Source organism: Desulfovibrio cuneatus DSM 11391 (assembly GCF_000430005.1).
GTDB classification, from domain to species: Bacteria; Desulfobacterota; Desulfovibrionia; order Desulfovibrionales; family Desulfovibrionaceae; genus Frigididesulfovibrio; species Frigididesulfovibrio cuneatus.
This window is the reverse complement of the sequence record NZ_AUCY01000035.1, coordinates 15,988-35,996: the sequence shown is the minus strand read 5'-3', so window position 1 is coordinate 35,996 and position 20,009 is coordinate 15,988. Positions and strand designations below refer to the sequence as shown.

The following is a 20,009-nucleotide window of genomic DNA, read 5'->3' as shown; positions in this document are numbered from 1 at the left end:
CAGCACTCTCTATGCATATTGTACCGCAGAACCTAGACGGCATCTTGCCACGGTCTGCTCAATGTGCATTTGCTTTATCTCTATAATAATACCCGCGGCGGCACGCCGCAAAAACTACGCGCTATCATTCACTCATAGTAAAAAATATCGCGGCGTCTTCGCCGCACCTTACAGGTAATTCTCCGCGTCACCCCCCACCCTACGTGCGCTTTGCTGCGCCCGCCCACTCATGCGGGCTATGATTATTTTGCCATCATTCCCCGGCTGCGTATCACTTACCTTTTGTGGCACAGTGTATTCTTGCAGCAAGCAACCGATAAGCGCCCCTTCGCCCTTGCTTGGCACGGTGTTCTTCCGCGCGAATATATTTGTGCAGCGTACGAGTCTTCGAGTGAGCGAAACAAATCTACTGAGCGCGAGCCGGGAACCCACGGGGTCTTGGGGCAGAGCCCCAAGCGCCTGGGGTTGTTAGGGGGCCGGGCGAAGGCCCCCTAACCCAAGCGGAGCGGCAAACAAAACAAAAAACAACAGGCTGGGGCGGCGGCACGCCGCAAAAATCTACGCAGTCCTATTCTTAAATTAAGCTGGCGCGGCGGCACGCCGCACAAAACTACCTTTTCCTCCCCAACCCCTCAAGCAATCTCCCTGCCTCTCTCGGCAGTTTATTCAGCACCTTTTGCGCTTTGGGCGAAGCCCCCGCCACATCGTTAATCAGCTTCCCAAGCCCCGTGGCATCGTTCATGCGCACATTAGGTGCCGCCCACGGGCCAGAAAGACTTACCGGCACCCGCAAGGTGCCTTCCAGCAGCAGCACTTCCAGTTGCATGGCCAGGGTTTTGGCTGGCAGGTTCAAACTGCCTGCCCCGGTTACCGAGCCTGCGCCAGAACGCACCTCAATATTTTTTGTGGTGGCAACGCCTTTATGCAACGTCATATCCGCAGAAGCCTTTGCCAGGGGGATACTCCCCGGCAGCGCCCCCATGCGCACCAGTTCGGCAGGCAGCAAAGCACCCGCCTGCACTGTGGCCCCTTGCAGGGAAACAGTGGCCTTGCCTTCCAGCGTTTGCAGCAGGGCTTCCTGATGAGCCCCTGTGGCTGCCAGCTCTGCCATGCCGTGCAGCTTGCCTTCCACCGGGGGTGGGCCCTGGTGCTGGGCAAGGAGTTTTTGCAGGCGCAAGCCCTGAAAGCTTCCGGCAAGGCCCCACAAGGGTTTCTCTGCGGTGCCTTCCAGGGTCAGGGTGCCTTCCACGCTGCCTTCTGCCAGTTGGAAGGAGAACGGCGCAAGGGTTGCTTTTTCCGGGGTTATTTCCAGCACCCCATTGATATTGGAATACGTAAGCCCCCCCGCCACAAGGGAACCCACAGCCACCACAGCATGGCCCGCCATGGGGGGCAGCACGGGTTCTACCGGAGCCTCAATAATCTTTTTCCCGCGCTTTGGCAGCGGGTCTGGCCCCTTGGGCGATGTGGCAGGAAACGTTTCTTCCATTTGTTGATGCAACGGCGGCGTAAATGCCAGGCGCAAGGCGTCCAGGTTCAGGCTTTCAATGCGCAGGGCTGTTTGCACGGAAAACTTGGTGCCCTGGGGCAGTTCCGGGTTGTCTGGCAACAGCATAATTCCTTCCGCAGCAAAGGGTGCGCCCGCAAGGGTGCCAGCCAGGGTTTTCAGGTGCAGGGTGCTGTTTACCGGGTCAAACTGCACCTGGGCGGTCGCTGTAAGCCCAATGCCAGGGCTGGCAGCCCCGCTGGCAAGGCCTTTGCCTGCCTGCATGGCCAATTGGGTTATGGCAATATTCACAGGGGCACCTGGGGTATAGGCGGCCTCGGCCTGCACGCTTAATTCTGCCCCGGCCCCGGTGCGGCTATTTTCCACATACCCTGCCAATGTGGCCGTGGCTGTTTGCCCGGCCCCAAAATTTTCCAGGGAAATGGTATCCATTTCCGCATGGTACTGGCTGTTACTGCCCTGGTTTGCATACCTGAGGGTGGCATTGGTCAACAGCAGGCGCTTAATGCGCAGGTTCAGGGGCGGGGTGGCACCCACCTTACCCTTTTTTACGCCTTCTTCCTTGGCAGCGGTAAGCGCTTGCGGCGTTGGTGTAACAGGGGCAAGGGCTTGCACCCCTTCTTCACGCCGCATTTCCAGCACGGCCTCTTTGCGTTCTTCTTCCTGCCAGTTGCGTTCCCCTTGGGCGGTTTGCAGGAAGGAAGCTTTTGTATTGGCAAAGCGCAGTTCGCTAATAACCACTTGCCCACGCAGCAATGGAGCAATGTCCAGTTGCAGCGTGGTGTGTTCCACCTGCAACAAGGGTTCCGGCCCAAAAATTGGGTCTGCCATAATGCGAATGCGCCCGGTTTTCAGCCCAGGCACCGGGAAGAACGTTGGCTGCAACTCCCCATCAAACACAATGCTGTGGCCCGTGGCATTTTCAAAAGCCGTTGCCAACTGGCTTTTGTAGGTTTCCGGCTTGAGCATTTGCAGGGCAATGCCAATGCCCACCATGGCAATAAGAAGAACAAGCAGGACAAGTAACCCGCTTCGCACCAAAAAACGTTTCATAGCGCATCCTTGATACTTGAGGGAAACAGCAAGAGCATGTTTCCTTGTATGTTGTGTGTGAAATACAAGTTTTGTACCGGCAGTGTAAACCGGAATGGCGCGAAGAACAATGCCTGCACTGTGGGTGTGTCACCCTGCTTGTTATCTTCTGCGGCAGGCAAGAAAGCCACAAATGAAGCCCTTAACAACACCTTTCAGCATAACACATTTGCAAGGGTAAGCTGAAACTTTCTTTGCTGGGCCTGCTGTTCCCTCTCGACGTCAAAGCCTGTTTCTGGCATGGTAGCTGCTCACCACAAATGGGTACCGACCCGGTAATTGTGAAGGAGCAGAACCAAGCAATGCGCAGAGCGGTAATTATTATTCTGGACGATAACCAGCAACGTGCCCTGCGCGAAGAAGCAGCCCTGGAAAGGGCATTGACAACCAAACGAGTGAATGCTGCGGGCATGAGTCACTATGGCGGCGGGTTTATTGCCCGTTCCGGCATGGAAGACAGCTTGCCTGTCATTGAAATTGATGGCCTGTACTACGTTCCCCCCAAAAAGGGAGAGGAACTGACGTATGAAGTGCTATGCAGTTTCCTGGACCTGATGGTTGAGAAAGGCATTGTTCACACTGTTTCTGCATAAGCTGTGCCCGCGCGGGTGCAGCTTTTTCCGTACCACTGATTACATGGCGTTCTGGAAATAGGGAGCTACCAACCATGAAAGAGCATTGTGGCTTATTTGGCATATTCCGGCACAAAGATGCGGCCCGTTTAACCTACTTTGGGCTGTATGCCCAGCAACACCGGGGGCAGGAAGCGGTAGGCATTGCCGTGTGGGATGGTGACACCCTGTGTGATGTACGCAACCTTGGCTTGGTGCATGATATTTTTGATGAAAAACACCTTGCCGAAACACTGAAAGGGCACACTGCCGTAGGCCATGTTCGCTATGCCACAGGTGGCAAGGTGAGTGTGACAGACGCAGAACCCTTCATTGTGCGGCGCGGCGGGCTAAGCCTTGCCATAGCCCACAACGGAGCACTGGTGAATGCAGCGGCCCTACGCCTGGAACTTGAAGGGCAAGGGGCTATTTTTCATACCAATACCGATAGCGAAATATTTGCCCACCTGATTGTGCGCGAACTGGGTACCCTGAGCCTGGAAGAGGCTGTGCTGGCTGCCTGTGAACGGGTGCAGGGTGCCTATTCCCTGGTTATTCTTGCCAACGACAAACTCATTGGCGTGCGCGACCCCCACGGCATTCGCCCCTTAAGCTTGGGCCGGCTTGGCAACACGCCGTTGCTGGCTTCGGAAACATGCGCCTTTGACCTACTGGAAGGTGAATACATCCGCACCCTGGAAGCAGGGGAAATGGTGGTTATTTCCGGTTCTCCCCTCACTTCCATTCGCAGCTATTCCCTGGCCAACAAAAAGCCCCTGCCAGAACAGGCCGGGTGTATTTTTGAGCTGGTGTATTTTGCCCGCCCAGACTCGTATGTGTTCGACCAGAACGTGTACATGGCCCGCAAACGCATGGGCATGCAGCTTGCCAAAGAAGCCCCGGTGGAAGCAGACTTTGTTATGCCCTTCCCGGATTCCGGCATTTACTGCGCCGTAGGCTATGCCCAGCAATCCGGCATTCCGTATGAACATGCCCTGATACGTAACCACTATGTGGGGCGCACATTTATTCAGCCCACCCAAGACATGCGCGACTTTGCCGTGCGGGTAAAACTGAACCCGGTGCGCGAAGTGATTAAAGGCAAACGCATTGTTATTGTGGACGACTCCATTGTGCGGGGCACCACCATGCGTACCCGTGTGAAAAAACTGCGGGAACTGGGCGCCACGGAAGTGCACTGCCGCATAAGCTGCCCCCCGGTTAAGTGCCCATGCTTCTATGGGGTAGACTTTTCCTCCCGCGGGGAACTGGTGGCAGCAAACCACAGCATTGCCGACATCCAGAAATTCCTGGGGCTCGATTCCCTGGAATTCCTCTCCCTGGAAGGCATGCTTTCTTCCGTAACAGATATGGGCTACTGCCTGGCGTGTTTTGATGGGAAGTATGCTGTTCCTGTAAACGAAGAATAGGGAAACAGAAGAGCACCCATATAATAAAACCCCCTCGGCCAAGGTCCTGTGTCCTTAGCCGAGGGGGTTTTTATGTTGCTTCACTCATTTCATTACAAGAGTGGGCTTATACAATGCACACCCCTACCTTTCTGAGTGAGCATGTACTCATAAAAGCGAAGCCCTTGCGAGTACCGGGACGCGGCTTTGCGCGCTCACGGTATGAGCAAGGGGGCTGTGCTTGAGCGAGGCATTGGGGAAACGCTGTATTTTTTCGTTTGGCAAGGCGTGAAGTTTTTTTGCAAGGGCGGGCTGACAATTCCGCAGGAAAGCGGAATTAGGAACTGCCCGCAGGGCAGGAGCCAAAGGCCGAGGCCCAGGACGGGCCGAGTCAACTCTTCGGCCTGCCTCAAAAAGCTTCCGGAACAGGGCATTGGGGAAACGCTGTCTTTTTTCGTTTGGCAAGGCGTGAAGTTTTTTTGCAAGGGCGGGCTGGGCTCTTCGGCCCTGCCCCCCTTGCAAAAAAGCAAACAACGCCGCCAAACGGAAAAAGACAGCGTTTCCCCCCTACATGCCTAAGAGATCGCCGTAGTCCCCAAGCCCCTGCACCTTGCCAGCCCGGGGAATAGGACCACGCCTGCGCAGGCTTGGGTCGCGTGCGCCACTAGGCACCCCGCCAAAGGCAAACGCCAGGGGGTTTTCCGGCGACTTTTTCCCTGCCAATGCGCGCTGCATGTGGCCTGCCACAGCAAGCACCTGCCGGGCATACAGGGTGTCCTGGTTATAATGCAACAGCACGGCCAGTTTGGCATCCTCGGTTCGTGCCCCGCGCCAGCCATGTTCTGCCAAAAAGTTGGCAATGCTGGCCATGGCATCTATGGGGTCAAACAAATTCACCTGCCCATTGGCGTCGCCATCAACGGCGTAGCGTTCAATGTTAGAAGGCATGAACTGGCACAGGCCCACAGCCCCGTACATGGAACCGGGAATGCTGGCAGGGGGAATGCCAGCTTCCTGGCAATGCGCCAGCAAAGCCTTAACTTCCGCATAGGCCCAGGCCGATTTGTTCTGCAATGTTCTTTCCAGGGCCCTTTCCGGTACAGCGCGGGCCTGACGCGCATTACCGCCTTGGGCCAGCGCCTCCTGCGTGGTGGTGCTGGCAAGGGAAGCCAGGGCCTGCAAGGCAGGGGCTGCCCCCAGGTTTTCTCCAAACCCGGTTTCAATAAGCATAATAGCCATAATCACATGGGCTGGCACGCCATACTGTGTTTGCAGGGTTGCGACAAAATCCTCATGAGTACGTAAAAACTGCACACACTGGCTGGTGCTTACCCGCTCCACTGGGGGGGTGTACCCTTCCGGGGTAAGGCGCTGGCCCGCGGTGGGCATTATACCGTAAACCCCGTGCAGCTCCGTCACCTTGGCAGCCATAAAGGCTGGGGAATAGGCATTTTCCCCAAGGGCGGCAAACGCTTCCTGAAGATATTCTTCAGTAAATCCATCCGCTTGCAGGCGCTGCATGAGGGGAAGCCAGCGTTTGTCTAGGCCTTTTTGGATTGGCTGTGCCTCTTCCGGGGGCGTTTCCCCATCCTGTCCGTTTTGCTCATTTTGCTCTGGCAACAGGGGGGGCTGTTCATTCCTGGCGGCACGCTGCATGGCGTCCAAATACGGTGTGTGGGGCAGCATGCGGCTTACTTCTTCCTGTGCCAGGGCCAGGGGGGCGGGGGGCAAGGCAGCAGGCAAGCACAAAGGCACCACACCCAGTTCGGTAATGAAAAACGGGTGGGCAATAGCAGCGGGCAATTTTTCTTTATGTACCAATTTTGGCAGTGCATCTTTTTGGCGTAGTTCATTGTGCCGGGTAAGCAGCCAAACACTGGCAAGCACAAAACAGCCTAGAAAAAAGACCCAAAAAGTATGTATTGTGAAGCGAAACGATGAGCGCAAATTCGTCATAAAAAACCTTTTGAAAATGTCAGCCATTTGACAAATAACCCCGATAGACAGGGGTAGTGGATGAAGGGAGGCAGGGCAGCAGCTTTTTCTTGAAGGCGTATAGCCATTGCAACGCAAAGCGCCCCGCAGGGTGAGTAACTTGATGACATGAGTATATAACGGTGGCACCACTTTTGCAAACATGTTTTAAAAGAATTATGGAAACGCAATTTGCTATGTGGTTCCTTAAAGCTATGGCAAAAAAACTGCGCGTTTCCCAAATGCCTTTTAATCAATGTTTTCTTAAAAATAGCGTTATGACGAATTCTAGCAAAAAAGGCGCTGTAAAACGCAGTGTTGCAATGGTTTGGAGTTACGTTTGACACAACAAGGTTGCCACCATCAAAGGGCACACCTTGCCACAAGGAGTAGAGCATGCACAACAATTGTTCTTCAGGAACGCGGGCGCAGTGTTCACCGCGAATGCTTTTTATTTTGGCCCTTGGGCTGCTTGGGCTCTTCGGGGTGGGCTGTTCCACCATGCAGGCCGTGGAAGACAGGGTGGATGTAAGCCTGACCCATACCCCCAAAATTTACCGCGACCAGTGGGTGAACCGAAACCCACCGGATGTGCATGTACAACCTAAAGAACGGGCCGCCTTTGCCCCCACCGTGCTGTTCATGCCCTTTCGGGTAACGCAAGAAATGGAACGCCCAGGTATGGCTGGCCACGGCATTTCACGCACTGTGTACCAAACCTGGAATACCATGCAGCTGTTCCCGGCCATGGAATACTTTGCAGACGACACACCCTACCGCCGTGACCGGGCCTTGCAAATTGCCCGTGGCCGTGGGGCCGACGTGGTGGTGGGCGGCTTTATTACCTACCTCTATGCCGGGGGCACTGCGGGAGATTCCCAGGTGGCCCTGCAAATTGAAGCCCATGATGTGGCTTCCGGCCAGTTAATTTGGTCTTTGGCCCAAAGCGGCAGTATGCCAGCCAGCAAAACCAACGACTTCATTCTTTTTGCCACCAAAACCCGGCTGCCTTCCGACCCCATTTATGCCATTACACAAGTCCTGGCGGGCGACATGGGTAAAATTATTCAAACCTGGATGGCCGGGCCAGCCCCACAAACAGGTATTCAAAAAGTTGACCAGCGCGTAAAGGACACTTTGTTCCCCCAGCGTGACCCGGTGCCCCAGCCGAGGCCTGCGCAAGGTTCCTCTGAATCCTCTTCATTTTAAAAATAGCTGTCTTTTCCCGTTTGGCGGCGTTGTATCGTTTTTTGGGAAGGGGAGCAGGACCGAAGAGTTGACTCGGCCCGTCCTGGGCCTTGACCTTTGGCTCCTGCCCTGCTGTAAAAAATGCGAGTAACGTCGTCAAACGGAAAAATCAGCGTTTCCATTATTCCCAGGTTTCCACGAGCTTTCCCAGCACCTGTTCAAGGGCTTCCTGCGGGGGTAGGGTAAATTCTGCGCCAGCGGCGTTTTTATGCCCGCCGCCGCCAAAGTGTGCGGCTACGTCGCGGATATTGCGGTGCCCTACGGAGCGCAAACTCAACTTGCTGCGGTTCGGGCCATCTTCACGCATAAATGCGGCCACTTCCACCCCGCCAATGCAGCGCAGTTGGGCGGCAAAGCCTTCCAGGTCGTCTTTGGTGGCATGGTTGCGTTGCAGATGGTCTTGCTGCACAACACAACTGGCAATACGTCCGTTGTGGTGCAGGGTAATGGAATGCATAAGCTCGCCCCATAGCCGCATACGCCCAAGGCTCCAGTTGTTTTCATGGTGGGCAGTGAATTCCGCCACACACAAACCTTGCTCCACAATGCGGGCTGCCATGTGCATGGTGTGGGCGGTAGTGTTGGGAAAGCTGAATTTGCCTGTATCTGTCATAAGCCCAAGGTACACGCCCTCCCCCAGGCCACCCTGCAAGGGTAAATGCAGGTATTCAGCCAGGTCCCCTACCATTTCACTGGTGGCGGCTTTGCCAGGCTCCACCCAGTTGTGCGTGGCAAAGCAGGGGTTGCCCACATGGTGGTCAATATTCACGCTGCACACGTCTTCCCAGGCCGGAAAAGGCCGTGTGCCTTCCAGAAAAAACGCGGCAAGCTCCGGGCCGGGGCGCTTTGCGTCGCCGCAATCCAGGGTAACCAGCAGGTGCGGGGTAAAGTCTTGCAGCTCTGCAAGGCGGGTAACCACAGGGCAAGGCGGGCAAAGCCACCTGAAGGCTGGTGGCACACCATCATACAGGTACAGGCGCACTTCTGCCCCCAAAAGCTGGGCCACATAGGCAAACGCAAAAGAAGAGCCAATGGCGTCGCCATCCGGCATGGTGTGGGTGGTTACCACAATGCGGCGGGGCTGGTCTGTGGCTTCTGGCTGCTGCGCCAAAAGCGCGGCAATGGTGTGCATGGGTGTTGGCATATATATATATGTGGGCGGTTGCGCCTAGTTACAGGTGGGGGGCATATTGGCTTTTTATTGGGGGACTCAGTCCCCCAAGCCCCCTGCAAGGGACGTGACGCCCCTTGACCCCCATTTGCGTGCAACTTTTCGCGTAGCGAAAAGTTGCACGCTGAGGTGGGGTTCCAAGGGCATCATGCCCTTGGCGAAGGGGATTGGGGAGGCAGAGCCTCCCCAATATAAAGCCAATTAAATTTTCTAAGGCATTTCGCTGCCCATAATCTCAATATCAGAATAGATCATCTCTTCGTCACACGCCGCTTCCATCATGGAAAGGCATTTGGTAAGACGGCTTTCCAGGTGGCGTTTGTCGTTGCTGACAGAAACAACAGCCAGGGCAAGGCGCCCCATATTTTCTTCTGTGCCCACTTCAGCAATGGAAACATTAAACTTAGTACGCACTTTCTGCTTCAGGCTGTTGGCCACCCGGCGTTTGTCTTTAAGCGATTCATTGCCATGCAGCATATATTCAACGCCCAAAATGCCAATGAACATGCCTTCTCTCTCCTCTTCAAAAAACTTCAAGCATAGCCTGTGCAACCCGAATAATGTAAGTGTGTTTTGGCTGAACGGCAAGGTGCTTTCTGCCCAGGGGACAAAAAGTGGTGCCACCAACCCCTTGCCGTGTGGCAGGAAGGTTGGTGGCACCACCGTATGAAGCTGTAAGCAAGCGTTACAATTTGGCGGCTTCTTCTATAATTTCATAGGCTTCAATGACGTCGCCCACTTTCAGGTCATTATAGTTTTCAAGGCCAATACCGCATTCGTACCCTTTGTTCACTTCGCGGGCATCTTCTTTAAAGCGGCGCAATGAGGTGATTTTGCCGCTGTAAATAACTACGCCGTCGCGCAGCAGGCGTACCAGGGCGGAACGCAGCACCTTGCCGGAAGTAACGTAACAACCTGCAATGGTACCAATTTTGGGCACACTGAAGATTTCGCGCACGTCCACGGTGCCAAGGGCAATTTCCCTGGAAACCGGGGCCAGCATGCCTTCCATAGCGCTTTTGATTTCTTCCACGAGCTTATAAATGATGTCGTAGAAGCGCATATCCACTTTTTCGTTTTCAGCCAGTTCTTTAGCCTTAACAGTGGGCCGCACGTTAAAGCCAATAATGATGGCACCGGAAGCAGAAGCCAGCAACACGTCGGATTCGGAGATAGCCCCGGTGCCGCCGTGAATAACATGAATACGCACTTTCTCGGTGGTCAGTTTGTTCATGGCATCGGTAATGGCTTCCAGCGAACCCTGCACGTCAGACTTGATAACCAGGTTCAGCACCACAGCTTCCACGTCGTCTGCTTTCCTGGCCAGGAAGGTTTCCAGGGTTACCTTGGATTCCTTGGCAAGGTCGCGTTCACGCTGCTTCAAGGCACGGGTTTCCGCAATGCGGCGGGCCATTTTGTCGTCTGCCAGGCAGAAGAATTCATCCCCTGCTTCAGGCACGCCTTCAAAGCCCTGCACTTCCACTGGCATGGAAGGGCCGGCTTCCTTCACTTTCTTGCCTTGGTCGTTGAACATGGCACGTACACGGCCGGAGTGGATGCCGCACACAAAGGCGTCGCCCTGGCGCAAGGTACCGCTGCGAATAAGCACAGTACCCAAGGCACCACGGCCTTTATCCAATTTGGCTTCAACAATGTGCCCAAGGGCATGCTTTTCGGCATTGGCTTTCAGTTCCAGAATTTCAGCCTGCAAGGCCAAAAGTTCCAACAATTCATCCAATCCCTCACGGGTTTTGGCTGAAACGTAACTGAAGGTGACGTCGCCGCCCCAATCTTCTGCCACAAGGCCTTGTTCCGCCAGTTCGCGTTTTACACGTTCCGGGTTGGCTTCGGGCTTGTCCATTTTGTTCACGGCCACCATAATGGGCACCCCGGCAGCTTTAGCGTGGCTAATGGCTTCGCGGGTTTGCTCCATAACGCCATCGTCTGCGGCAACAACCAACACAACAATGTCGGTTACTTCTGCGCCGCGTGCACGCATGGCGGTAAAGGCTTCGTGGCCTGGAGTATCCAGAAACACAATTTCGCCCTTGGGGGTGCGCACGTGGTAGGCACCAATGTGCTGGGTAATGCCGCCCGCTTCACCGGAAGCCACTGTGCTTTTGCGCAGGGCGTCCAGCAGGGAAGTTTTCCCGTGGTCAACGTGGCCCATAATGGTAACCACCGGGGGCCGCGTGGTCATTTGTTCTGCAACATCTTCTTCGCGGTGCTGGGCAAGGTAGTCTTCTTCAAAGAAGCCCACTTTTTCCACTTCATAGCCGAACTCTGCTGCCACCAGGGTGGCGGTGTCAATGTCCAGGCTTTTGTTGATGGTGGCCATAATGCCAAGACCAAACAGCACCTTGATAATTTCGCCAGACTTCATGCCCATTTGGTGGGCAAGGTCTGCCACGCGAATAAATTCTTCAACCTTCACCACACGCTTACCCGCTTTCATGGGGGCGGTGTTGGAAGGCTGCACTTCGCGCTGCTTGCCCCGGCCCTTGCGGCGGCCGGAAGACTTCATCATCATATCGTCATCGGAATGAGATTCAGCGCCAAATTCTACTGTGCGGCGGCCTTTGTTGCGCTTCTTGCGGCCCTGTTCGCTATCAGGCGAAGCAGGGGCAAAGGGTGCCGGGGCACCACCAGGGGCTGGGCGTGCACCCATGGGGCGCTGCCCACCGGGGCCACCAGGACCACCGGGGCGTTGCCCGCCAGGGCCACCAGGACCACCAGGGCGTTGCCCACCGGGGCCGCCAGGACCACCGGGGCCGCCAGGACCACCGGGGCGTTGCCCACCGGGGCCACCAGGACCACCAGGGCGTTGCCCACCTGGGCCGCCGGGGCGTTGCCCGCCAGGAGCCCCTCCAGGGGCATATCCACCCTCACGTGGGGGGCGGCCTGCATTATCGCGACCAGGGCCACCGGGGTAGCCACCTTCACGGCGGGGTGGCTGCGGCGGGCGGGTGCCTGGGGGCACAGGGGCAGGGCGGGAAATAACGCGCACCTTCGAAGAAGAAGCTTCATCAGTAGCGTGCTCGGCAGTGGCCCCATCAGCACCTTCCACACGTGTGGGCATGGCAGGTGCGGAAGAAACCCTTTGGCCCTGGGCGTTGCGTTCCGGCTCAGCGGAAAATGACGCAGGGCGAATAATTCGTGCATTGCCGCGGGCCGGGTCTGCCGCTTCCTGGGCAGGCTGCGGTTTGCGGGCTTCAGCAGGGGCACTTTCTGCAGGCTCTGCCTTGGCAGCAGGGGCGGCGGCCTGTGCAGCCAAGGCTGGCTGCTGGGCGCCTTCAACCTGGGGCTGCTTGGTGGCGGCCTCTTCCTTGGCGGGGGCTGTTACTGTAGCGGCTTTTTCTGCTGGGGCAGGTGTTGCGGCTTGGGCAGCCACAGGTTCAACGGCCTTGGCAGGTTCCGCAGTGCCAACAGGACGTACAATACGTGCGGCTGTTTCAGGCGCGGGCACCACGCGGGCAGGGGCAGGCTTTTGGGCTTTTTGGCCCTTGCCAGGTACGGCCTTGGGCGCAGGAACTTCTTTTGCCTGTTCTGTTGCAGCAACGGCGGCAACAGGGGCTGGTTCCTCTGCAGGGGTAGCAACGGGTGCTTCTGAGGTAGGTTCTGCGGTGGCCACAGGTTCATTGCTGGCTTTTTTGCGCCGCACAATTACTTCTGGCTTGTCCGCAGGGGCAGGGGCTGCAAGCTGTTCACGCAGTTTGCCGGCTTCACTTTCTGTAAGGCTGCTTGTTGCCGCTTTCGCGCCCACAATGCCAAGGTCTTTTGCCGCAGCCAAAACATCTTTTGGTTGCAGGCCAAGTTCAGTGGCAAGGTCTTTTACTTTCTTCTTTTTATCGCTCATACTTCCTACCCCTTTGCTTCCCTTTTCCGCCAGCGGCGTGAAAAGGCCGCCTGGCACTGGTCTGTACGACACACGTACATTCCCCTGCCAGGGGCTTGTTGCTTATGATCCGGCATGGGGTTTGCCCCTTCAAAAGCAAGACTGAACCGTAACAACGCCGCCTTGGGCTGCCGTACCCGGCATATGCTGCACATACGCACCGGGATATGGGCTTCTTTTTTCGCCACAGCGGCGTTACTCATCATTCCCTTGGGTCTGCGGTGCATCCTCTTCATTGGGGGTAGCAGCGGCAGCAGGGGCTTCAGCGGGACGCAAGAAATTAATTGCAGCCCGGATGTTGGCAATTTTATCAACCGTAAAGCCAGGAATTTGCATCAGGGCTTCATCCGTTGCTTCACGAAGGGCTTCAAGGTTACCAAAACCTGCACCCACAAACTGTTCCAGGGGCACTTCTGCCACGCTGGCAAGCTGTTCCAGGCCATGACCAATGGAATTGGCTTCGTTGTAGCGGGTTTCGGTGTAAATATCCAGCTTCCAGCCAAGCAGCTTTGCAGCAAGCTTTACGTTTTGGCCCTTGCGCCCAATGGCGTTGGTCAGTTGGTCGTCTGGTACAATAACTTCAAGAAGGCCGTCTGCCTCGTCCACCACAATGCGGGAAATAACAGCCGGGGCCAAGGCATTGCGGGCATAAGTAGCAATTTCCGGGCTCCAGATGACAATGTCAATGCGCTCGCCGCGCAGTTCCTGCACAATGTTCTGAATACGGGAACCACGAATGCCTACACAGGCGCCCACAGGGTCTACGTCGCGGTCGCGGCTGAGCACAGCCACCTTGGCGCGGCTGCCCGGGTCGCGGGAAACGCCCATGATTTGCACAATGGCATCATCCACTTCCGGTACTTCACGGCGGAACAGGGCTGCCATGTAGTCGCGGTGGGAGCGCGAAACAATAATTTGGGGGCCACGGCCTTCCTTGCGCACTTCAATAAGAAGGGCCTGCATGCGGTCGCCGCGTTTGTAGTGTTCCCGCGGGATCTGTTCTTCCTTAGGCAGCAGCGCTTCCGTGCGGCCAAGGTTGATAATCCACCCGGCCTTGTCGCGGCGCTGAATGATGCCGGAAACAATTTCCCCGATGCGATCTTTAAATTCGTCAAAAATAATGCCCTGTTCGGCGTCGCGCATACGCTGAATAATAACCTGCTTGGCAGATTGGGCAGCAATGCGGCCAAGGTCTTCCACCCGCAGGCGAAAGCCCATTTCGTCGTCCAGTTGTACGCTGGGGTCGTGCTTGCGGGCGTCTTCAATATCAATCTGCCCGTCTTCATCAGCCACGTCGTCCACCACAATTTTGAACTGGAACACGTCAATTTCGCCCGATTCCTCGTTGAAGCTGACTTCAATATCAATATCTTCGCCAAGCTTGCGGATAACAGAGGTGCGTACTGCCTCTTCCAGTGTTTCCACCAGCAAAGCGCGGTCAATGCCCTTATCTTTACTGATTTGCTCAATCGCTTTTTTCAGTTCCATGCTCATGGTTTTCTCCGCGTGTGGCAGGGGGTTGTGGCCTGCCCGGTAAAATCTCTAGGGAAACGCTGATGTATTCCGTTTGGCAGCGTTACTTCTTTTTTTTTGAAACAGTCGATGACCAAAGAGTCAACTCCTGCTTCAAAAAAATCTCGTGCCTTGCCAAACGAAATAACTGAGCGTTTCCAAAATGCTATGTAATCAGTGGTTCGTTAAGCGTTATCGTTGCACACAAGGTGCGTTATGCGTTTCTGCCGGGGCAGGGACGTTCCTTCCTGCCGATGCAGGTTATTCTTCTACCGCAGCCTCTGGGCTGGGGTCTGCCTCGGCGCTTTTGCCAGTGGCAGGGCGTGGGCTTTTGGTTGCCGCAGGCTTTGCCTTGGCCTTTTTGGGGGCTGGCAGTTTGCCGGGCGGGCTTTTGTCAGGGAAAATATGAATAAGGTGCGCCTTTTTCACCTGTTCAAAGGTAAAGCGCACTTCTTTGCTTTCTTCTGGTTTGAGGGAAGCTTCTTCAGCCAGCAGAGTAAATTCGCCATTGGCAAAGGCCCCTAGCACACCGCGAAAACGGCGGCGGCCAGGGTGGCTTGGCAGGGGGCTTTTAAGCTGTACATCAAGGGGGTTATCCAGCGCAGCGGCAAGTTGCGCTTCAGCAAAGTACACACGCTCCAGGCCTGGGGAGGACACTTCCAGGGTATAGGCCCCTTCCAAAATGTCTTCCACATCAAGGCTTAAGCCCAAAAGGCGGGAAAGTTCGGCGCAGGCGTCAATGTCTACCCCATCTTCCCCATGCTTTTCCACATACACCCGCACAAGGCTGCGCGGGCCAAGGGCAACTTCAACCCCCCACACATCAAGCCCAAGGGAAAGGGCCAGGGGGGCGGTAAATTCAGCTATACGTTGGTATAAAGGGGTTTCGGGCATGCGATCCTTCGTGTGCGATGCGAATACGTCAACTGGGCACCAGGCGGCTGGCCTACTGCGCGTGTGCGCTGGCGGGCGTGTGCGCCGGGCAGAATCATAAAAAAAAGGGAGGCCGCAAGGCCACCCCATGAACCGTTTCAGCTCTCAGGATGTTGAAAGACTCCCCCACGCCTGCAAAAACAAGAAGAACAAGAAAAAGCTGTGGGCGTGTCTTCCACCAAGTGCAAAGCTTTTATCTGGAAAAACAAGGCGTGTCAAGCGCTATACGCATACGGCATAACCAATACTCTGCACAAACCTGGGTGAGGGGCCAGAAAAAAACCTTTGCTGGCCCCTCACCCTCTTTTTATACTGCATGCGTTACGCCGTCATCTTGTGCCATGCGTTGTGCAAAGGCCTCTGTTACAACGGTGCCATAGGCAAGGAGGTCAAACCGCATTTGCCGCTTAAGGGGTGCTCTTCGGCAAAGCCGCAGAACAAGTCGTCCAGCGGGCAGTGTTCACACCGGGTGCAGTGCTTCACATCTTTGCGCAGCACGCACAAGGCTTCCCGCGGGGCAAAGTACACATTCTCCGCACCAATCAGCTCTATCAGCCCGGTGCGCTCCAACATGGCAGCCACAGCCCCCACCACCCCGCTTATGGAGAAGCCAACGCCCGCCCGGTAGGCCCGCTCTACAATGGTTTCCAGGGCGTCTTCACCGGAGGCATCCATATGAGTTATGCCGGAACACACAAGGTGGATATGTTGCAATTCCGGGTTGTGTTCCAGCCTGTCCAGCAGGTTATTTTCCAGCACCGAGGCATTGGCAAAAAACAGCGGCCCCTGAAACTGCACCACAGCAATTCGATGGCAGGAAATCAGGTTCAGGGCTTTTGCATCGTGCAGCATATGGTCTTGCCCCACGGCAAGAATAGTAATAGCGGGGCGCATACTGCGGTAAAAAAAGGCGGCAAGGGAAAGCACCACGCCCAGCAGAATACCGTAGTTCAGGTGCGGGGCAAAAAACAGGGTAGCCCCAAAGGTAATAAGGGCAATGACGCCGTCAATGCGCTGCGCCTTCCATGAAGTAACAAAAACCTTGGGGTGGAACAGGGTATACGCCGCGCGAATAACCACCACCGCCAGCACAGGCTGGGGCAGGTAGCGCAGCACCCCGGAAAGGAACAGCAAAATGAACAAGGTGACAGCGCTGGCAAACACCGCTGCCATGCCCGTTCGTGCCCCGGCGGCCAGGTTCACGGCAGAATTAGAAAAGGAGCCGGAAACAGGACTTGTAAGAGTGAGGCCCCCTGCAATGTTGGCAAGGCCCTGCCCCACCATTTCCTGGTTAGCGTCAATGCGGTAGCCGCGCTGCGTGGCGGCTGCCTTGCCAATGGAAATGGATTCAGCAAACCCCACAAAAGCGATAATAAGTGCCGTGGGCAACAGGGCAAAAAAACGGTTGCTGGAAAATTCGGGCATTTGGAACACTGGCAAGCCCGAAGCCATTTCCCCCACCACAGCACCGCCACTGGAAAAGTTCAACTCTTCCAAATTGGGCATTTTATTCCCCAGGCGCAGGCGCCATGTTCTGCCGTCTGCAAACGTTTCCGCTGGCAAGGAAGATTCCTGCACGTACAAGGGTGTTTCCCCTGCCTGGGGTTGCGGCGCAGTGGCGTTTGCCTGCCCAGTGCCATTGGCGGCAGGAATATCTGGAGCGCCCTGCCCTGCCTGTGTCTCCGCCAGGGGGGGCTGAGGTTCCTGCGGGGCAGGGGTGACCATGGTGGCAATAACCGGGGGCGGCGGGGTAAACACCAGACGCGGGCTTTGTTTAACGTGAAACACCCGTGCCCCGTCTTTTTTCTCTTCCGCCACAAACAGCATGCGGCGCAAATGTTCCCGCACCAAGCGCATGTTGGCCTGAATATTGGCCTGCTCCAGTTGCAGTTCTTTGGCTTTGTAGGTTGCTTCAAGGGTTTCAGCGGCAGTTTCTTCATTGCCCGCAGGTTGCAGGGCGGCAATTTGTTCGCTCAGGCTGTGCACTTCCTGTTCTTGGCGCACAAGGCGCACAAGCAGAATGCGGGCTTCATCGCTGGCAATGTCAGTAATATGAGCGGTGGTGGTGGCTTCAAAGGAAAACGCCCAGGAACACAGGGTGGTCAGGGCAATGGCCGCCAGCACTGCCGGGGCCTTGGGAGCAAAGCGGCGGCACAGAAACAGCGTGCCCACTGCCAGCCCGGCCATAAGCACGGAAGGCCAGTGGGTGTAGTTCCAGGCAGAAGAAGCCGTGGCAAGTACCGTTTGGTACAGGGGGCCGCCTCCATCTACCGTTACGCCAATAAGTTTGCCCAGTTGGGAGGCCACAATAATAAGGGCCGCTGCATTGGTGAACCCGCTGATAACAGGCAGGGAAAGAAAGTTCACCAGAAAGCCCATGCGGGCCGCACCAAACAGCAATTGAATGCCGCCCACCAGCAGGGTGAGCAGGGCCATGTAGGCAATGTAGTCGCTGATGTTATGAATGGCGAGCGGTTGCAGGGCAGCGGCTGCCATAAGACAGGTGACAGCAACGGAGCCTGTGACCATTTGGCGGCTAGAGCCCCACAACCCGCCAATAAAAGTGGGCAACAGCGCGGCATACAACCCGTGGTACGCGGGCAACCCGGCAAGCTGGGCATTGGCCATGGACTGCGGAATAAGCACCAACGCCACGGTGAACCCGGCATTGAGGTCTTTTTTGCACAGGGCAAGGCTGTAAGTGCGAAGCCAACCAATGAATGGAAACAGGAAAGAGAAAAAACGGGAATATGAGGAAGCCGCGTGTTGTTGGGGCATAGCAGTGGGTGGGGTTGAAAGTGGGAAAACGCTGGGGAAAAGCTGATTTATTCCGTTTAGCGGCGTGACCTTTTTTCGCTCCTGCGGCGGGGTGCATGCTTCGGCGGCCAAGCCGCCTACGCCCCGCCTTGTCGCTCCACGGCTCGCTACGCTCGCGACTGCCGTCGGCTTTAAGGTTTTTTTGAAACAGTCGAGGGCCGAAGAGTTGACTCGGCCCGTCCTGGGCCTCGGCCTTCGGCTCCCGCCCTACGGGCGATTCCCAATTCCGCTTTCCTGCGGAATTGTCACCCCTGCTTCAAAAAAAACTCGTGCCTTGCCAAACGAAATAACTGAGCGTTTCCCAAAATGAATCATGAGAAAATGGGGGAAACAAAAGCACAAGTCATTCGGTTGTTTTGTGCTGCGTGTTTCCGCCAAGCATGACTGGCAACGATGCTAGCTCAATTATGGGTACAGTGCAATGAAGTGTGTATTAGCCTGAATGCGCGGGCAGCGCAGCAAAAAACTGCTCAATAATGGCGTTGGAAAGCAGCAGGCCCCGTGGGGTAAGGGCAAAGTGAGTGGCTGTTCGGGTGGCAAGGCCGGAACGTTGCAGCGAATCCACCAGTGTGGAGAACTGCCGGGTAAAGGCCCGCCCGGTGCGCTGTGCCCAGGGGCCAAGGGGCAAGCCCTGTGTGGTGCGCAGGGCCAGCATGAGGAGCTCCTGCTCCAGGGTGGCAGGGGTAAGGTGTTCCTCTTCCCCTTGCGGCAGTTTGCCGGGGGAGCACTGGACAACTGCCTTGTGCCATGCGGCCACATCCGCCGGGTTTGTGCGGCGCACGCTGCCCACTGTGGCAACGGCGGCAGGGCCAAGGCCCATGTATTCTTCCCCGTGCCAGTAGCCAAGGTTGTGCTGGCACTGGTGGCCGGGCTTGGCAAAGTTGGCTATTTCATACTGGGCAAACCCTGCGCGGCGCAAGGCATGCACGGTGTGCAGGTACTGGGCTGTCAGGGTGCGATCTGGTGGCAAGGCTAAGGTGTTGCCCTCTGCCTGCCGGGCCAGGGGGGTGCCTTCTTCCAACATCAGTCCGTAGCAGGAAAGATGTTGCGGGCCAAGGGCAATAGCCGTAGCCAGGGTGGTTTGCCAGCGGGAAACTGCCTGCCGGACCAAGGCCGTGGCCGCGCGCGTGGCGCTGGGTGAACCCGCAGAAGCTGCCACCGGAGGGCATGCTTCCTCCGCACAGGGCAGGCCCCACATAAGGTCAAGGCTGATGCTGTTAAATGGCAGGCGCTGGGCCGCTTCCACCGCTTGAATAGCCTGCTGCGCCGTGTGTATGCGCCCCAGCAGGCGCAACTCTTCCGCATGGAAGCTTTGCACCCCAAAGGAAAGCCTGTTCACCCCGGCAGCCGCCACCCCGGCCAGCCAGCCGGGTTGCAGGGCAGATTCCGGGTTCGCTTCTATCGAAATTTCCGCCCCTGACGCTACCCTGAACGCCGCGTGCAAGGCTTCCAGAATACTCCCCACCTGCTGCGGGGCAAGCAGGCTGGGTGTGCCGCCGCCAAAAAAGATGGAGCTTACGGGCACAGGCCCTAGGGCCTGCCGCCACAGGGCAATTTCTGCCACAAGGGTGCTGGTGTAGGCGGCAAGGGGGCCATGCGGGTTAGCTGCCCCCTGCCTGCCCAAAGGCTGGGAAGAAAAGGCGCAGTAGCGGCACTTGCCACGGCAGTAAGGGATGTGGATGTACACCAACATGCGGGACTCTTATGCAAGGGAAGTATTATATCATGGCACCCTTGGGGGGCGCTGTCCCCCAGCCCCCTGCAAGGGACGTGACGCCCCTTGACCCCCTATTTGCGTTTGCCTTTCCGCAATGCGGAAAGGCAAACGCTGATGTGGGTT

The 20,009-nt window shown here is 56.5% G+C and carries 14 protein-coding genes; 4 read left to right on the top strand and 10 right to left on the bottom strand.

Annotated features, from left to right (window positions below):
- Positions 1–610: 610 nt before the first annotated feature.
- Positions 611–2,560, bottom strand: a complete 1,950-nt coding sequence (locus tag G497_RS0109740; protein WP_027188010.1) for an AsmA family protein — start codon at positions 2,558–2,560, stop codon at positions 611–613.
- 341 nt (positions 2,561–2,901) lie between these two features.
- Between G497_RS0109740 and G497_RS0109730 the strand changes: the two genes are divergently transcribed.
- Both G497_RS0109730 and purF read left to right on the top strand, forming a co-directional pair.
- On the top strand, positions 2,902–3,192 hold the full coding sequence (locus G497_RS0109730; RefSeq protein ID WP_027188008.1) for a hypothetical protein: 291 nt from the start codon (positions 2,902–2,904) through the stop codon (positions 3,190–3,192).
- 74 nt (positions 3,193–3,266) lie between these two features.
- Positions 3,267–4,640 carry an amidophosphoribosyltransferase gene (purF, locus tag G497_RS0109725; RefSeq protein WP_027188007.1) on the top strand — a complete coding sequence of 458 codons (1,374 nt, stop codon included), beginning with the start codon at positions 3,267–3,269 and terminating at the stop codon, positions 4,638–4,640.
- A 546-nt stretch (positions 4,641–5,186) separates the two neighbouring features.
- On the opposite strand, the gene G497_RS0109715 is transcribed toward purF, so the two are convergent.
- Positions 5,187–6,506, bottom strand: coding sequence for a lytic murein transglycosylase (locus G497_RS0109715; RefSeq protein ID WP_027188005.1), 1,320 nt, complete (start codon positions 6,504–6,506; stop codon positions 5,187–5,189).
- A gap of 483 nt (positions 6,507–6,989) precedes the next feature.
- On the opposite strand from G497_RS0109715, the gene G497_RS17605 reads away from it, so the two are divergent.
- Positions 6,990–7,802, top strand: a complete 813-nt coding sequence (locus G497_RS17605; RefSeq protein WP_156908033.1) for a hypothetical protein — start codon at positions 6,990–6,992, stop codon at positions 7,800–7,802.
- 160 nt (positions 7,803–7,962) lie between these two features.
- Here G497_RS17605 and G497_RS0109700 read toward each other — a convergent pair whose 3' ends face one another.
- Positions 7,963–8,973: a DHH family phosphoesterase gene (locus G497_RS0109700; protein WP_051258017.1), complete on the bottom strand. Its 1,011-nt coding sequence runs from the start codon at positions 8,971–8,973 to the stop codon at positions 7,963–7,965.
- A 249-nt stretch (positions 8,974–9,222) separates the two neighbouring features.
- On the bottom strand, positions 9,223–9,519 hold the full coding sequence (locus G497_RS0109695; protein ID WP_027188003.1) for a DUF503 domain-containing protein: 297 nt from the start codon (positions 9,517–9,519) through the stop codon (positions 9,223–9,225).
- On the opposite strand from G497_RS0109695, the gene G497_RS20160 reads away from it, so the two are divergent.
- Positions 9,518–9,682 (top strand): hypothetical protein, encoded by a 165-nt coding sequence (locus G497_RS20160; protein WP_156908031.1) that lies wholly within the window; start codon positions 9,518–9,520, stop codon positions 9,680–9,682. The two genes, G497_RS0109695 and G497_RS20160, sit on opposite strands and share 2 nt — an antisense overlap.
- Before the next feature lie 15 nt (positions 9,683–9,697).
- On the opposite strand, the gene infB is transcribed toward G497_RS20160, so the two are convergent.
- The 6 genes from infB to G497_RS0109660 all read right to left on the bottom strand — a co-directional run bounded on the left by infB (position 9,698) and on the right by G497_RS0109660 (position 19,862).
- Positions 9,698–12,868 (bottom strand): translation initiation factor IF-2, encoded by a 3,171-nt coding sequence (infB, locus tag G497_RS0109685; protein WP_027188002.1) that lies wholly within the window; start codon positions 12,866–12,868, stop codon positions 9,698–9,700.
- Positions 12,869–12,873: 5 nt separating this feature from the next.
- The gene (locus G497_RS20775; protein WP_369327239.1) at positions 12,874–13,062 is read right to left on the bottom strand and encodes a DUF448 domain-containing protein; all 189 of its coding nucleotides are present in this window, start codon (positions 13,060–13,062) and stop codon (positions 12,874–12,876) included.
- A 40-nt stretch (positions 13,063–13,102) separates the two neighbouring features.
- A complete protein-coding gene (nusA, locus tag G497_RS0109675; RefSeq protein ID WP_027188000.1) occupies positions 13,103–14,401 on the bottom strand; it encodes a transcription termination factor NusA in 1,299 nt (432 codons plus the stop codon).
- 279 nt (positions 14,402–14,680) lie between these two features.
- On the bottom strand, positions 14,681–15,313 hold the full coding sequence (gene rimP, locus G497_RS17600; RefSeq protein WP_051258016.1) for a ribosome maturation factor RimP: 633 nt from the start codon (positions 15,311–15,313) through the stop codon (positions 14,681–14,683).
- A gap of 402 nt (positions 15,314–15,715) precedes the next feature.
- Positions 15,716–18,130 (bottom strand): SulP family inorganic anion transporter, encoded by a 2,415-nt coding sequence (locus G497_RS17595; RefSeq protein ID WP_051258015.1) that lies wholly within the window; start codon positions 18,128–18,130, stop codon positions 15,716–15,718.
- 472 nt (positions 18,131–18,602) lie between these two features.
- Positions 18,603–19,862 carry a coproporphyrinogen-III oxidase family protein gene (locus G497_RS0109660; RefSeq protein WP_027187999.1) on the bottom strand — a complete coding sequence of 420 codons (1,260 nt, stop codon included), beginning with the start codon at positions 19,860–19,862 and terminating at the stop codon, positions 18,603–18,605.
- Positions 19,863–20,009 lie beyond the last annotated feature (147 nt).

Bases quoted from the DNA above. Each gene is read 5' to 3' on its own strand.
- G497_RS17605 (WP_156908033.1), top strand. From the start codon at position 6,990: ATGCACAACAATTGTTCTTCAGGAACGCGGGCGCAGTGTTCACCGCGA.
- nusA (WP_027188000.1), bottom strand. From the start codon at position 14,401: ATGAGCATGGAACTGAAAAAAGCGATTGAGCAAATCAGTAAAGATAAG.
- rimP (WP_051258016.1), bottom strand. From the start codon at position 15,313: ATGCCCGAAACCCCTTTATACCAACGTATAGCTGAATTTACCGCCCCC.
- G497_RS17595 (WP_051258015.1), bottom strand. From the start codon at position 18,130: ATGCCCCAACAACACGCGGCTTCCTCATATTCCCGTTTTTTCTCTTTC.
- G497_RS20160 (WP_156908031.1), top strand. From the start codon at position 9,518: ATGCCTTCTCTCTCCTCTTCAAAAAACTTCAAGCATAGCCTGTGCAAC.
- G497_RS0109740 (WP_027188010.1), bottom strand. From the start codon at position 2,560: ATGAAACGTTTTTTGGTGCGAAGCGGGTTACTTGTCCTGCTTGTTCTT.
- G497_RS0109695 (WP_027188003.1), bottom strand. From the start codon at position 9,519: ATGTTCATTGGCATTTTGGGCGTTGAATATATGCTGCATGGCAATGAA.
- G497_RS20775 (WP_369327239.1), bottom strand. From the start codon at position 13,062: ATGTGCAGCATATGCCGGGTACGGCAGCCCAAGGCGGCGTTGTTACGG.
- purF (WP_027188007.1), top strand. From the start codon at position 3,267: ATGAAAGAGCATTGTGGCTTATTTGGCATATTCCGGCACAAAGATGCG.
- G497_RS0109700 (WP_051258017.1), bottom strand. From the start codon at position 8,973: ATGCACACCATTGCCGCGCTTTTGGCGCAGCAGCCAGAAGCCACAGAC.
- infB (WP_027188002.1), bottom strand. From the start codon at position 12,868: ATGAGCGATAAAAAGAAGAAAGTAAAAGACCTTGCCACTGAACTTGGC.
- G497_RS0109730 (WP_027188008.1), top strand. From the start codon at position 2,902: ATGCGCAGAGCGGTAATTATTATTCTGGACGATAACCAGCAACGTGCC.
- G497_RS0109660 (WP_027187999.1), bottom strand. From the start codon at position 19,862: ATGTTGGTGTACATCCACATCCCTTACTGCCGTGGCAAGTGCCGCTAC.